Source organism: Microbacterium sp. OR16 (assembly GCF_047306725.1).
Classification (GTDB): Bacteria; Actinomycetota; Actinomycetes; order Actinomycetales; family Microbacteriaceae; genus Microbacterium.
Window position 1 is genome coordinate 1,222,993 of sequence record NZ_JAZEXK010000001.1, and the last position, 14,331, is coordinate 1,237,323.

At 69.9% G+C, this 14,331-nt stretch carries 12 protein-coding genes; 3 read left to right on the forward strand and 9 right to left on the reverse strand.

The window, feature by feature from the left end; all coding sequences use genetic code 11:
* Positions 1-21 precede the first annotated feature (21 nt).
* A complete protein-coding gene (locus tag V2S05_RS05935; RefSeq protein WP_271637199.1) occupies positions 22-855 on the forward strand; it encodes a purine-nucleoside phosphorylase in 834 nt (277 codons plus the stop codon).
* A complete protein-coding gene (locus V2S05_RS05940; protein ID WP_413634384.1) occupies positions 852-2,516 on the forward strand; it encodes a phospho-sugar mutase in 1,665 nt (554 codons plus the stop codon). Before V2S05_RS05935 ends, V2S05_RS05940 begins: the two co-directional genes overlap by 4 nt.
* A gap of 223 nt (positions 2,517-2,739) precedes the next feature.
* Here the strand turns inward: V2S05_RS05940 and V2S05_RS05945 are convergent, their stop codons facing one another.
* Entirely contained in the window at positions 2,740-3,426 is a 687-nt protein-coding gene (locus tag V2S05_RS05945; protein ID WP_413634385.1) for a helix-turn-helix domain-containing protein, read from the reverse strand.
* Positions 3,427-3,545: 119 nt separating this feature from the next.
* Between V2S05_RS05945 and V2S05_RS05950 the strand changes: the two genes are divergently transcribed.
* Complete coding sequence (locus tag V2S05_RS05950) at positions 3,546-4,760, forward strand: globin domain-containing protein (protein ID WP_413634386.1); 1,215 nt, start codon at positions 3,546-3,548, stop codon at positions 4,758-4,760.
* Between the two features lie 43 nt (positions 4,761-4,803).
* On the opposite strand, the gene V2S05_RS05955 is transcribed toward V2S05_RS05950, so the two are convergent.
* The 8 genes from V2S05_RS05955 to V2S05_RS05990 all read right to left on the reverse strand — a co-directional run bounded on the left by V2S05_RS05955 (position 4,804) and on the right by V2S05_RS05990 (position 14,229).
* Positions 4,804-5,889, reverse strand: a complete 1,086-nt coding sequence (locus tag V2S05_RS05955) for an adenosine deaminase (RefSeq protein WP_413634387.1) — start codon at positions 5,887-5,889, stop codon at positions 4,804-4,806.
* Between the two features lie 17 nt (positions 5,890-5,906).
* Entirely contained in the window at positions 5,907-7,226 is a 1,320-nt protein-coding gene (locus V2S05_RS05960) for a thymidine phosphorylase (protein WP_413634388.1), read from the reverse strand.
* Positions 7,223-7,621 carry a cytidine deaminase gene (locus V2S05_RS05965; RefSeq protein WP_413634389.1) on the reverse strand — a complete coding sequence of 133 codons (399 nt, stop codon included), beginning with the start codon at positions 7,619-7,621 and terminating at the stop codon, positions 7,223-7,225. The genes V2S05_RS05960 and V2S05_RS05965 overlap by 4 nt, the downstream gene beginning before the upstream one ends.
* Positions 7,622-7,629: 8 nt before the next feature.
* The gene (locus tag V2S05_RS05970; protein WP_413634390.1) at positions 7,630-8,931 is read right to left on the reverse strand and encodes an ABC transporter permease; all 1,302 of its coding nucleotides are present in this window, start codon (positions 8,929-8,931) and stop codon (positions 7,630-7,632) included.
* Entirely contained in the window at positions 8,928-10,223 is a 1,296-nt protein-coding gene (locus tag V2S05_RS05975) for an ABC transporter permease (protein WP_271637190.1), read from the reverse strand. Before V2S05_RS05975 ends, V2S05_RS05970 begins: the two co-directional genes overlap by 4 nt.
* Entirely contained in the window at positions 10,220-11,776 is a 1,557-nt protein-coding gene (locus V2S05_RS05980) for an ABC transporter ATP-binding protein (RefSeq protein ID WP_413634391.1), read from the reverse strand. Before V2S05_RS05980 ends, V2S05_RS05975 begins: the two co-directional genes overlap by 4 nt.
* A 98-nt stretch (positions 11,777-11,874) precedes the next feature.
* Positions 11,875-12,960, reverse strand: coding sequence for a BMP family lipoprotein (locus V2S05_RS05985; protein ID WP_271637187.1), 1,086 nt, complete (start codon positions 12,958-12,960; stop codon positions 11,875-11,877).
* 156 nt (positions 12,961-13,116) lie between these two features.
* A complete protein-coding gene (locus V2S05_RS05990) occupies positions 13,117-14,229 on the reverse strand; it encodes a mannose-1-phosphate guanylyltransferase (RefSeq protein ID WP_413634392.1) in 1,113 nt (370 codons plus the stop codon).
* Between the last annotated feature and the right edge of the window lie 102 nt (positions 14,230-14,331).

Sequence of the window (14,331 nt, forward strand, 5' to 3'; positions counted from 1 at the left end):
CCACCTTCCTAGAGTGGAGGCATGCGTGACAACTCCCTGAACCCCCTGGACGACCCGACGGCCGATCCGTTCGCCGTCGCCGCCGACGCGGCCGCCGACATCGCTCGTCTCACAGGGGTCGACCACCACGACATCGCTCTGACGCTCGGCTCCGGCTGGGGCAAGGCCGCCGAGCTGATCGGCGAGACCGTTGCCACCGTCCCCGCCACCGAGGTGACCGGCTTCTCCAAGCCCGCACTCGAGGGCCATGTCGGCACGCTGCGCAGCATCCGCACCCCCGGCGGCCGGAACGTGCTGGTGATCGGCGCGCGCACCCACTACTACGAGGCCCACGGCGTGCGCCGGGTGGTGCACTCGGTGCGCACCGCAGCAGCCACGGGGGCGAAGATCATGGTGCTCACCAACGGCGCCGGCGGGATCCGCGAGACCTGGAGGCCGGGTCAGCCGGTGCTGATCAGCGACCACATCAACCTCACGGCCGACTCGCCGCTCGAGGGCGCGACCTTCGTCGACCTCACCGATCTGTACTCGACCAGGCTGCGCGACATCGCCCGCACGGTCGATCCCACCCTCGACGAGGGCGTGTACACCCAGTTCCGCGGCCCGCACTACGAGACCCCCGCAGAGGTGCAGATGGCTAAGGCGATCGGCGGCCACATCGTGGGCATGTCGACCGCCCTCGAGGCCATCGCGGCCCGCCAGGCGGGCATGGAGATCCTCGGCTTCTCGCTCATCACGAACCTCGCCGCAGGCATCCAGAAGACCCCGCTCAGCCACGAGGAGGTCATCGAGGCCGGCCGCGAGGCCGAGCCGGTGATCTCGGCGCTGCTGGCCCGAGTGATCGAGGCGCTGTGAGCGAGCGGCTGTCCCAGGCGCGCGCCTGGCTGCGACAGGATCCGGATGCCGAGACCCGCGACGAGCTCGCGGGCATCATCACCCGCGCCGCCGGCGGCGACCCCGCCGCTCTCGCCGACCTCGAGGACCGCTTCGGGCAGCGGCTCGCCTTCGGCACGGCGGGGCTGCGCGGCGAGCTCGGAGCGGGCAGCAACAGGATGAACCGCGTGCTCGTCACCCAGGCGGCGGCCGGCTTCGCGGGCTACCTGCTGCAGCGCGGCACGACCCGCCCGACGGTGGTCATCGGCTTCGACGGCCGACGCAACTCCCGCCGCTTCGCGCTCGACTCGGCCGAGATCCTCGCCGGGGCCGGCCTGCACGCGATCCTGCTGCCGCGCCTGCTGCCGACGCCTGTGCTCGCCTTCGCCGTGCGTCACCTGCATGCGGATGCCGGGATCATGGTCACCGCCAGCCACAACCCGCCGAACGACAACGGCTACAAGGTGTACCTCGGCGGCGAGGACGGCGGTTCGCAGATCGTCGCACCGGCGGATGGGCAGATCGCCAGGCACATCCAGCGCGTCGCCGATGCGGGCGATGTGAGCCTGCTGCCGCGTTCGAATGCCTACGAGATCGCCGGCGAAGACGTCGTCGACGCCTACATCGCCGCGACCGCGGCTGTCGCACCTGCGCCGTTCGGTGTGCAGGAGATGCGCTGGGTGTACACGGCCATGCACGGCGTGGGCTGGGAGACGTTCTCGCGCGTCGTGAAGGCCGCCGGCTACCCGGCACCGCGCATCGTCGACGCCCAGCGCGACCCGGATCCGACGTTCCGCACCGTCTCGTTCCCCAACCCCGAAGAGCCGGGTGCCATGGATCTCGCATTCGCACGGGCGCGCGAGGCGGATGCCGAGTTCATCATCGCGAACGACCCCGACGCGGATCGCCTCGCGGTCGCCATCCCGGATGCCACGGCCGAGGGCGGATGGCGCCGCCTGACCGGCAACGAGGTCGGTCTGCTTCTGGGCTGGCGCGCCGCGCGCGCCGCGCAGGGCACGCCGGGGGCATCCCTCGCCTGTTCGCTGGTCTCCTCCCCCGGCCTCGGCGCGGTCGCCGCGCGATACGGACTCGACTTCCACGAGACGCTGACCGGCTTCAAGTGGATCTCCCGCGCACCGGGTATGGTCTTCGGCTTCGAGGAGGCTCTCGGCTACCTGGTGAACCCCGACACGGTGCGCGACAAGGACGGCATCTCCGCCGCCGTCGCGCTGCTCGGCCTCGCCGCCGAGGCGCGGGTGCGCGAGACGAGCATCGCCGGTCTGCTCGACGAGCTCGGGTCGGAGATCGGCCACTTCGCGAGCGGCCAGGTGTCGGTACGCGTCGACGACCTGACGCTGATCGGCGCCACGATGGCGTCTCTGCGCGCCCAGCCGCCGACGGGGTTCGGCACCAGAGCGGTCGCATCGGCGGAGGATCTGGCCGCGGGTGATGCGGGCGTGCCCGCCGGAGACGTGCTGCGCTACCGCCTCGACGACGGCTCGCGCGTGATCGTGCGCCCGAGCGGCACGGAGCCGAAGCTGAAGGTGTACATCGATGCGCGAGGTGACAGCCCGGCCGACGCGGCGAGCGCTGTCACCGAGCTCGAAGCAGCCGTGCGGGATCTTCTCGCCGAGCGTCGCTGAGCCCGGGCAGAGCACGGGAGCACAGCGATGCCACGCGCTCGGCGCAGGCGGATCGACGTCCGCGTCCTGTGGACGCTTGTGGCGCTGATCATGCTGATCCGCGAGGCCTCGACGCGTTCACCTCGGCCGCGCCCGACGTGGATTCGTGGCTGGTGGCGCTGGCACGGACCGCAGGCCGGCGACGGCACGCCCACCACCACCGACGATGCGGTGCGCGCTCGGATCACGGAGCTGATGGGGACTCTGGCGGCGGAGGTGGGCTGACCGGGTCGGATGCGATTCGGCCGTCGTGCCGGGCGTGACGCAGCAGCAGGGCGCAGGAGTCCTCGGTGAGGAACGGCTCGAGCCGCTCGACCTCGAGCGGACCGTCGACCTGCGCGAGCGTGTCGCGCACCAGACGAGCGTGCGTGCCGCAGACCATGGCCTGATCCTGCGCGATCATGCCCTGGTAGCGGCACGGGACCATCTCGAAACGCAGCGCCGGCTCATCGAGGACGGGACTGAGGCCGGCGTCGTCGAGGTGCTCGTACAGCACGTCCAGCTGCGCCTCGGCTTCCGAATCCGCGGGCCGCACGGCGTCGCCGGCTGTCGGGGATGTCACCGCGCGCAACAGGGCGCCGCGCCGACGCGCGCCGTCGACACGGCGCCGCGCCGCGGGGTTCGAGTCGGCCTCGCGCACCGGGTGGTAGGCGATGGGCGGACGGCCCCTGCTGCCCACCTGCAGTCTCTCTTCGCGGACCAGGCCCTCCTGCACGAGCACGCGCAGGTGATCCCGCGCCGTGTTGAGCGGCATCCCGCACCGTTCCGCGAGTTCGGCGACGCGCAGTCCCGGATCGCTCTGCACGGCACGCAGCAGCCGCAGCCGACTCGGCTGAGTCAGACCGCGATAATCATCGACCCGGCGTGGCACACCCTCACGCTACGCCGGTCCGGTCCGCTGCGCAGCGGATAGAACCGGTGAAAACCCCGCCGCTCCCGCGAAGCCCGCGCGCAGACTCGAGGTGACGCAGACCCCACGAAAGGAACGTCATGAAGCTCTCGCCCGAGTCCGAAGCAATCGTCGCAGCCACGGCTGGCGTCGTCGCTGAGCACGCTGAGCAGATCACGAAGGTGTTCTACCCCGCTATGTTCGCCGCGCACCCCGAACTGCTGCGCGTCTTCAACCGCGCCAACCAGGCCATCGGCGAGCAGCCGAAGGCGCTCGCCGCGTCGGTGGTCGCCTTCGCCGTGCAGCTCATCGATCCCGCCGCCCCCGACTTCACTCCCGTCATGCGCCGGATCGCTCACAAGCACGTCTCGCTGGGCATCAGGGCCGGCGAGTACACCATCGTCGGCCGGCACCTGCTCGACGCGGTGGGCACCGTGCTGGGCGAGGCTGTCACCGCCGAGGTGCGGGCGGCGTGGGACGAGGTGTACTGGCTGTTCGCCACCGCGCTGATCGCCGAGGAGGCGCGGCTGTACGCCCTGTCTGGCACCGACCCGGAGAACCCGTGGCGTGCTTACCGCGTCGTGGAGCGGTTCGAGGAATCGGAGGACATCTTCTCGCTGCTGCTCGCACCTCTCGTCGGTCTCATCCCCGCGCACAGCACCGGACAGTACGTCGCCATCGCGGTCGACCTGCCTGACGGCAGCCGGCAGCCGCGCCAGTACACGATCTCGTCGGGTCCGCGGGGCGACTCGATCCGGGTGACGATCAAACGCGTGCGCGGCGTCGGAGGGGCGCCCGACGGTCAGGTCTCCACCTGGCTGTGGCAGCACGCGCAGCCCGGCACCGTGCTCGACGTGTCGCAGCCGGCCGGCGACGTCGTGCTCGATGACGAGGAGCACCCGCTCGTGCTCGTCTCGGCCGGCATCGGCATCACCCCGGTGGCGGCGATCATGGAGGATCTCTCCCGCCGCCAGCCGGAACGCACGGTACGGCTCTTCCACGCCGATCGCGCCCACGACACGCACGCGCTGTATTCGTCGCTGCGCCGTCAGGTGCTCGCGATGACGGATGCCAGGGCGCAGAACTGGTACGAGCAGGACGCCGTCGGCGCTCCCACTCTGCACCCAGCACGCGAGGGCTTCATGGACCTCAGCGAGGTCGACCTGCCAGAGCGCGCCTCGGTGTTCATGTGCGGTCCGCTGCCGTTCATGCAGGCCATGCGCCGCACCCTGATCGGGCGCGGAGTGCCCGCCGACCGCATCCATTACGAGGTGTTCGGCCCCGACCTGTGGGCTCAGAACCCGGAAGCGGCCTGAGCCCAGCCGCGCCTGCGGTCTCCCCCGCCCGGCGCCGGGGGCTTCAGCGCTCGAAGCCCTCGGCGATCATCTCGACCAGCTCTTCGCGCTCCTCCACCGGCAGGAACGCCGCGGACGCCGCGTTGAACTGGAATGCCTCGAGATCGTCGAGGTCGTAGTCGAACGCGCTGACCAGCAGCGAGAGCTCGCGCGTCAGCGACGTCCCGCTCATGGTGCGGTTGTCGACGTTCACGGTCACCGAGAAGCCGAGCTGGTAGAGAAGGTCGAACGGGTGGTCGGAGAGCTCGTCGCCCCACTGCGCGATCGCGCCGGTCTGCAGGTTCGAAGACGGCGAGAGCTCGAGCGGGATCTCGCGGTCGCGCACCCAGCGCGACAGGTCGCCGAACTGAACCTGCACCTCGTCCCCCTCGCGCTCGATGATCTGCAGGTCCTCGGCGATGCGCACGCCGTGACCGAGTCGCAGCGCGCGTCCGTCGATCAGCGCGGAGCGGATGGATGCGGGGCCGGCGGCCTCTCCGGCATGCACCGTCACGGGCATGAACTCGGTGGCGAGGTAGTCGAAGGCGGCGCGGTGCTGCGACGCGGGGAATCCGTCCTCAGGGCCGGCGATGTCGAAGCCGACGACGCCGCTCTCGCGATGCCGCACGGCGAGCTCGGCGATCTCCCGCACTCGCGATCCCTGACGCATGGCCGAGACGACCTGTCCGACGCGGATGCTGCGACCGGCGGCATCCGCCTCGTCCTCGCCCTCTTCGATGCCGCGCTGCACGGCGCGCACGGCGTCGTCGAGGCTCAGACCGCCTGCGAGGTGCTGCTCCGGTGCCCAGCGCACCTCGCCGTAGATCACGCCGTCGGCGGCCAGATCGGCGACGAACTCGCGGGCGATGCGGGTGAGCGCGTGTTCGGACTGCATCACCGAGGTGACCAGGTCGAACGTCTTCAGGTACTCCACCAGCGAACCCGCGTCGCTCTGCCGAGCGATCCAGCGGCTCAGGCCCTTGGCGTCCTGCGCCGGCGTCGCGATGCCGCTCGCATCGGCGAGCTCGAGGATCGTCGCGGGGCGCACTCCGCCGTCGAGGTGGTCGTGCAGCGAGATCTTGGGCAGAGCGCGCAGCTCGTCGATCTTCATGGATGATCCTCCGGTACTCAGGCGGTGATGCGCTCGCGCACTATGGGCCGCGCGGCGGGGGCGTCCGCACTGTCGCCGATCTCGTAGGCGTCGTCCAGCGCCTCGAGGGCGCGGGAGAAGCGGGCGTCGTCGTCGGCCGAAAGCGTGAACAGCGGCTGCCCGGCGGTGATCGGATCGCCGGGCTTGACGGCGAGGTCGATGCCGGCGGCGAAGATCACCGGGTCCTCGGCGCGCGCGCGCCCGGCGCCGAGACGCCAAGCCGCGATGCCGAACGGGAGCGCGTCCATGCGGGTCACGACGCCGTCGCGTTCGGCGGTGACGACGTGCGTCTCCCGGGCGGTCGGCAGCGGGGCATCCGGGTCGCCGTCCTGGGCGCGGATCATCGCCTTCCAGCCGTCCATGGCGCGGCCGTCATCGAGGGCGGCCTCGACATCGGCGTCGGGCTGGCCTGCCAACGCGAGCATCTCCCTGGCGAGGGCGAGGGTCAGCTCGCGCACGTCGGCGGGGCCGCCGCCGGCGAGGATCTCGACCGACTCGCGCACTTCGTTGGCGTTGCCGATCGCGCGTCCGAGCGGAACGTTCATGTCGGTCAGCAGGGCCGTGGTCGCCACACCCGAGTCGGTGCCGAGCTCGACCATCGTGCGCGCCAGCTCACGGGCGCGATCGATGTCCTGCATGAAGGCACCGTTGCCGAACTTCACGTCCAGCACGAGGGCGTCGGTGCCCTCGGCGATCTTCTTCGACATGATGCTCGACGCGATCAGCGGGATCGCCTCGACCGTACCCGTCACGTCGCGGAGGGCGTAGAGCTTCTTGTCGGCGGGAGCGAGGCCGGAGCCCGCGGCGCAGATCACCGCACCGACGTCCGACTGCATCTGGGAGAACATCTCGTCGTTGCTGAGCGCCGCTCTCCACCCGGGGATCGACTCGAGCTTGTCGAGCGTGCCCCCGGTGTGACCGAGCCCGCGTCCGCTGAGCTGCGGCACCGCGACGCCGAACACGGCCACCAGCGGAGCCAGAGGCAGGGTGATCTTGTCTCCCACGCCGCCCGTGGAGTGCTTGTCGACCGTGCGCTTGCCGAGGCTGGCGAAGCTCATTCGCTCACCCGAGGCGATCATCGCGTCGGTGAGCACGCGGATCTCGTCGCGCTGCATGCCCCGCTGGAAGATGGCCATGGCGAACGAGGCCATCTGCGCATCCGACACGTAGCCGCGCGTGTACGCGTCCACCATCCAGCGCAGCTGCGCCTCCGGCACGGCTCCGCCGTCGCGCTTGGCGCGGATGACGTCGATCGCATCGAACGCCTCCCTGGCTCCCTGAGCTTGTCGAGGGGTCATCGGGCGTCCTCCAGATCTCGCGGACCGAACGCATCGGGCAGCACCTCGTCGATGGTGCGGATGCCCGAGACGGTCTCGAGCAGCATCTCCGGGCTGGAGTGCTCGAACAGCAGCTGACGGCAGCGGCCGCACGGCATGATCGTCTGCCCGTCGTTGTTCACGCAGACGAACGCGACGAGCCTCCCGCCTCCCGACATGTGCAGGTCGCCGACCAGAGCGCACTCGGCGCACAGGCCGACGCCGTACGACGCGTTCTCGACGTTGCATCCCGCGACGATGCGTCCGTCGTCGACGAGGGCCGCGGCCCCCACGCGGTAGCGCGAGTAAGGCGCGTACGCCTTCTGCATCGCGTCGGTGGCGACCTGTCTCAGCTCGTCCCAATCGATGTCGGTCACGTGGCCTCCTAAGACTTGATGTACGGCTCGCCGTCGGCTGCCGGCGGGCGCGAGCGCCCGACGAGACCGGCCACGGCGAAGATCGTCACGATGTACGGCAGCATGAGCATGAACTGGCTCGGCACCGGCGAGCCGATGACGCTGAGCACGCTCTGCAGGTTGCTGGCGAAGCCGAACAGCAGCGCCGCCAGCGTCGCGCGGATGGGGTCCCACTTGCCGAAGATCACCGCGGCCAGGGCGATGAATCCGGCACCGGCGGTCATCTCGGGGTTGAAGCGCGGCACCGAGACCAGCGTGAAGAACGCGCCGCCCATGCCGGCGACCGCGCCCGCGATGAGCACGTTCATGTACCGCGTGCGCGCGACGTTGATGCCGACCGTGTCGGCGGCCTGCGGGTGCTCGCCTACCGCCCGCAGCCGCAGACCCCAGCGGGTGCGGTACATCCCGTACCAGACGACGAACACGATGATGTACATCAGGTACACCACGATCGTCTGGCGGAACAGGATCGGCCCGAGCACGGGGATGTCGCTGAGCAGCGGGATCGGCAGATCACGGAATGGCTCGACGGTGTTCAGCGCAGCCTGATTGGGCGCGAGCACCTGACGGAACAGGAAGGTCGTCACGCCGATCACCAGGACGTTGAGCACCACACCGACGATCACCTGATCGACGTAGTACGTGATGGCGAACACGCCGAGGATCACCGCGACCAGCACACCCGCCAGCATGGCGGCGATGAGTCCGGCCCAGGGAGTGCCCACGGCCGAGGCGACGATGGCTGCCGTGAACGCACCTGCCAGCAGCTGCGCCTCGATCGCGATGTTGACCACGCCGGCCCGCTCGCCGATCACACCGCCGAGGGCGCCGAAGATCAGTGGGGTGGCCAGCGCGAGACCGCCGCTGAGCAGTCCGATCATGGGCAGGGTGCCCGAGCTGCCCGCGGCCGCCCAGGCGAGGAAGCCGAAGATCAGCACGACGACGTACAGGGCGATCAGCCACATCGGCACGCGGCGATGCGCGCGGGTGAGCAGCACCGCCGCGACGCTGATCGCCGCGCCGATGACGACGCACACCCACGCGGTGGCCGTCCCGGGCACGACCAGCGACGGGAGCTCGATGATCTCGCTGCCGGCGGTGAAGCGGAACGTCGCGTCGCCCGGCCGCGGGATCAGCAGCGGCAGCAGCGCCACGAGAACCGTCAGCACGCTCAGGATGATCGGGGTCTTCCACGACACCACGGTCACGTGACGCAGTTCGGCCTGCACGCTCTGCGGGCTCTGTCCTGCCTGTGCGGTCTGAGTACTCATCCCGCCACCTCCTTGCCCTCGGAGCGCTTCGCTCGTCGCTCTGCGGCGCGCCGCTCACGCCGACTCGGGCGGCCCGGCTGCGGCAGGCCGAACATGGCGCGAACCAGCGGCGGCGCCGCGATGAACAGCACGATCAGCGACTGCACGACGAGCACGATCTCGATCGGCACGCCCTGCGACGCCTGCATGGTGAAGCCGCCTGTCTTGAAGGCGCCGAACAGCAGGCCGGCGAACAGGATGCCGAGCGGACGCGAGCGCCCCAGCAGGGCGACCGTGATCGCGTCGAAGCCGATGCCCGCGTCGATGCCGCCGCTGAAGCCCTTCGGCTCGGTTCCGAGCACCTGGCTGACCCCGGCGAGGCCGACCAGCGCGCCCGCGATGAGCATGACGCTGAGGTAGGTGCGACCGACGGAGATGCCGGCCGTGCGCGCGGCATCCGGGTTCTCCCCCACCGCACGGAACCGGAACCCGAGGCCGGAGCGCTCCAGCAGCCACCAGGTGACCGCGACCGCCGCGAGCGCCAGCAGGAATCCGATGTGCAGCTTGTACGTGGGCCCGAGCAGCAACGGCATGACCGCGGTCTCCGCCATCGGCGCGGTCTTCGGGTTGCTCGAGCCCGGAGCCTGCAGCACCCCCTGGGTGGCGAGCATCCACGCGAGCAGGTAGACGGCGATGTTGTTCAGCATGATCGTCGTGATCACCTCGTGCGCGCCTGTGCGCGCCTTGAGGATCCCGGCGATTCCGGCCCACAGCGCGCCGGCGACGATGCCGGCCACGAGAGCCACGATCAGGTGCAGTGGGAAGGGCAGGTCCCACGCGGTCGCCACGTACCCGGCGGCCGCGGCCGCCATCAGCATCTGGCCCTGACCGCCGATGTTGAACAGACCTGCGCGGAACGCCAGTCCCACGCCGAGGCCTGCGGCGATCAGCGGCGTGGCGAACTTCAGCGTCTCGGTGAGCGGGCGGATGCCGATCGCGAAGGAATCGGCGTTGAAGTTGTAGATGGAGCCGCGGAACAGCGCCGAGTACGCGCCACCGACCGCCTGGCCGATCGCCGTCAGCGTGTCGCCGGGCGCAGCGAAGAAATAGCCTGCCGCGGCCTGCACGTCAGGGTCGGTCAGGGCGATCATCAGCGAGCCGACGATGACGGCCGCGACCACCGCGAACACCGTCGTCAGGGCGCTGCCGGTCGCGATCTGCATGAGCGCGGCGCGCCAGCGCTGCGGACGTTGCGGCTTCTGCGGCTGGATCGCCTTGTCGGAGTCGGGGATCTGCGTCTGCGCGGCGGTCATGCCTGCGCTCCTTCGCTCGGGGTGGCGCCGACGGTGACCTCGCGAGCGGCGTCCTCCGCGCTGGCGCCGGCCATCATCAGTCCCAGCTGGTCGCGGGGGGTGTCACCGGGGACGATGCCGACCACGCGCCCCCGGTACATGACGAGGATGCGATCGGCGAGGGCCGCGACCTCGTCGAGCTCCGTGGAGATGACGATCACCGGAACGCCGGAGTCGCGCGTCTCGATGATGCGCTTGTGGATGAACTCGATCGAGCCCACGTCGACGCCTCGGGTGGGCTGGGCTGCGACGAACAGCGACAGGTCGCGGCTGAGCTCGCGCGCGAGCACCACCTTCTGCTGGTTGCCGCCGGAGAGCCGGCCGGCCGCCTGCGCGGGGCCCTGCGTGCGGATGTCGAACTCCGCGATCTTCTCCTTGGCGAATTCCGTCAGACGGCGCAGCTGGAGTGCGCCGTTCCTGACGAAGGGTGCGCCGTTGGATCGGTCGAGCATGAGGTTCTCCGCGATCGAGAACTCCTTCACGAGCCCGTCGACGCCCCGGTCCTCGGGAACGAACCCGACGCCGGCATCCAGGATGTGCCGCACACTGCGCCCGCGCAGCTGCTCGCCGTTCAGACGGATGCTGCCCTGCACGCGCTCCTGCAGACCGAGCAGAGCCTCGGTGAGCTCGGTCTGGCCGTTGCCCTGCACGCCGGCGATGGCGAGCACCTCGCCGCCGCGGACCGTGAAGGAGACGTCGTCGACGAGCACGGCGCCCAGGGCATCGTTGACGGTGAGGTTCTCGACGACCAGTGCGTGATCGGTGTGCTTCGGGGCGTCCTTGTGCACGGTGAGCTCGACCGCACGGCCGACCATCAGCGAGGCGAGCTCCGCGTTGGACGCGGTCGGCGACGCCTCGCCGACCACCTTGCCGAGGCGGATGACGGTGATGCGGTCGGCGACCTCGCGCACCTCGCGGAGCTTGTGGGTGATGAAGACGATAGACGTGCCGCGCTCCTTGAGCTGGCGCATGGTGGCCATCAGCTCGTCGGTCTCCTGCGGAGTGAGCACGGCGGTCGGCTCGTCGAAGACGAGCACGCGGGCCTCGCGCGAGAGCGCCTTGATGATCTCCACGCGCTGCTGGACGCCGACCGGCAGGTCGTCGACGAGCGCGTCGGGGTCGACGTCGAAGCCGAAGCGGTCGGAGATCTCACGCACCCTCGCGCGGGCGGCCGCGAGATCGAGACGGCCGCCGAACGTCGTCTGCTCATGACCGAGCATGACATTCTCGGCGACGGTGAAGACGGGGATGAGCATGAAGTGCTGGTGCACCATGCCGATCCCCGCGGCCATCGCGTCTCCGGGCCCGGAGAACCGCTGCACGCGCCCGTCGAGGAGGATCTGCCCCTCGTCGGCCTGGTACAGGCCGTACAGCACGTTCATCAGAGTGGACTTGCCGGCGCCGTTCTCGCCGAGGAGGCAGTGGATCTCGCCCGCCTGCACCTCGAGATCGATGTGGTCGTTGGCCGTCAGTGCGCCGAACCTCTTCGTTATGCCGCGCAGCTCGAGCTTCATGTGTCGATCCTATTCGTGACGTGTCATCGCGCCGGGGATCGCCCGGGCAGACGACATCGGGGAGGCCGGCACGACCGGCCTCCCCGATTCGATTCCTCTTAGTTGTCGAGGTAGGAGGTGACGGTGATGGAGCCGTCGATGATCTCCTGCTTGATCTCGTCGACCTTCTTCACCAGCTCGGCGTCGACCTTGCTCTCGAACTCGTGCAGCGGCGCGATGCCGACGCCCTCGTTCTCGAGGGTGCCGATGTACGCCTCGCCGTCGAAGTCGCCCTCTGCGCTGGACATCACGGCCTCGTAGGTCGACAGGTCCATCGCCTTGAGCACCGAGGTGAGCACGAAGTCGGCGGTGGTCGGGTCGGTCTCGAACAGGTCGGCGTCCGCGCCGATCAGCGCGATGTCCTTGCCCGAGTCCTTGATCGCCTGCAGGCCCGACTGGTAGATCGGACCGCCGACCGGGAAGAGCACGTCGACGCCCTGGTCGATGATGTTCTTCGCGACCGTCTTGGCGCTCTGGTTGGCCTCGAAGCCACCGGTGAACGATCCGGTCTTGCCGTCCCAGCCGACCACGGCGACCGATGCGCCGTTCTGCTCGTTGTAGTGGTCGACGCCCTGCTTGAAGCCGTCCATGAAGATCGTCACGGTCGGGAACTCCATGCCGCCGAACGTGCCCACCTTGCCGGTCTTGGAGTAGCCGGCCGACATGTAGCCGGCGAGGAAGGCCGCCTCGGCCGTGTTGTACAGCAGCGGCTTGACGTTGTCGGGCTTGTTGTCGCCGCCGGCGTCGTCGACGAGGATGAAGTCCGTCTCGGCGTTCGCCTCGGCGGCGTCGACCGTGGCCTGCGACAGCGCGAAGCCCACGGCGACGATGGCGTTGCAGCCCTCGGAGACCATGTTGTCGATGTTCGGCGCGTACTCGGTCTCGGCGTTCGACTCGGCCTCGCGGAACGTGGCGCCGAGCTCGTCGGCGGCCTTCTTGGTGCCCTCGTAGGACAGCTGGTTGAAGGACTTGTCGTCGAACCCGCCGGCATCCGAGACGATGCACGCGGAGAAGTCGGACTTGTCGCCGTTGCCGCCGCTCGCTCCCGGCTTGTCTGCGGGAGCCTGGCCGCACGCGGCGAGGCTCAGGACGACGCCGGCGGCGACGGTGGCGCCGAGCAGCTTCTTGGTGATGGAGATGGACACTCATGCCTCCCGGGTGATCTCCGCGGACATCGCGGATCGATCGAGGTTACCCAGTGTTACGTGCTTCCCGCACGCGCGCCCCGGACGTGCCGGCGAAAGGTTACAAATCCGCAATGATGGCCGCCATGCGGGGTTGGACATGCCCGACAGCTGGCCTCAGAGCACGTCGCCGCGGCCGGTGAGCTTCAGCGACTCGACGACGCCCTTGACCCGCTGGGCGTGCTCGACCGTGGTCACCAGCAGCGCATCGTCGGTGTCGACGACCACGATGTCCTGCACTCCGACCAGGCTGATCACCCTCGAGGTCTGCGACACGAGGATGCCACTGGCGGCATCCGAGAGCACGCGGGCCTTCGGGCCGAGCACGGCGAGATCGTTCTTGCGGCCGTTGGTGATGAGCTTCGTCAAGGATGCGAAGTCGCCCACGTCGTCCCAGTCGAAGTGACCGGGCACGACCGCGAGGCGTCCGCGCTCGGCGGCGGGCTCCGCCACGGCGTAGTCGATGGCGATCTTCTTCAGCTTCGGCCAGATGCGGTCGACCGCGGGACCACGGCGATCGCGGTCGTCCCATGCCTCGGCGAGCTCCATCAGCCCGGCGTGCAGCTCGGGTTCGTTGAGGCGCAGCTCGTCGAGCAGCACGCTCGCCTTGGCGATGAACATTCCGGCGTTCCAGAGGTGCTCGCGGTCGGCGACGTAGGCCTTCGCCGTCTCGAGGTCGGGCTTCTCGACGAAGCGCTCGACGAGGGCCGCCTCGCGGGCGCCCTCGACGACGAGCTCCTCGCCCTTCCTGATGTATCCGAAGCCGATGGCGGGCTCGGTGGGGCTGATCCCGATCGTGCAGATGTAGCCCTCGCGCGCGACCTCGACGGCATCGCGCACGGCGAACTCGAAGACCCGCGTGCCGCGGATCACGTGATCGGCGCTGAACGATCCGATGATCACGTCGGGGTCGCGACGGTGCAGGATCGCGGCGGCGAGTCCGATCGCCGCCGCCGACTCGCGGGGCTCGGATTCGAGGAAGACGTTGGCGTCGGGGATGCCGGGCAGCTGCGCCTCCACGGCGGCGCGGTGCGCGCGCCCGGTGACCACGGCGATGCGGTCGGCTCCGGCGAGCGGCTCGAGACGATCCCAGGTGTCGCGCAGCAGCGAGTGCCCGGAGCCGGTGAGATCGTGCAGGAACTTCGGGGCGTCCGCCCGCGACAGCGGCCACAGCCTGCTGCCGATGCCGCCGGCCGGGATCACAGCGTAGAAGTCGTCGATTCGCGCCATGGCACAAACCTATCCGCAAGCGCGGACGCGCCGAGCGGATAAGGGTCGCCTTCGTCGCCCCGCCCGTCCGGACGGGAATAGGATGGATACGGTCGGGCGTGC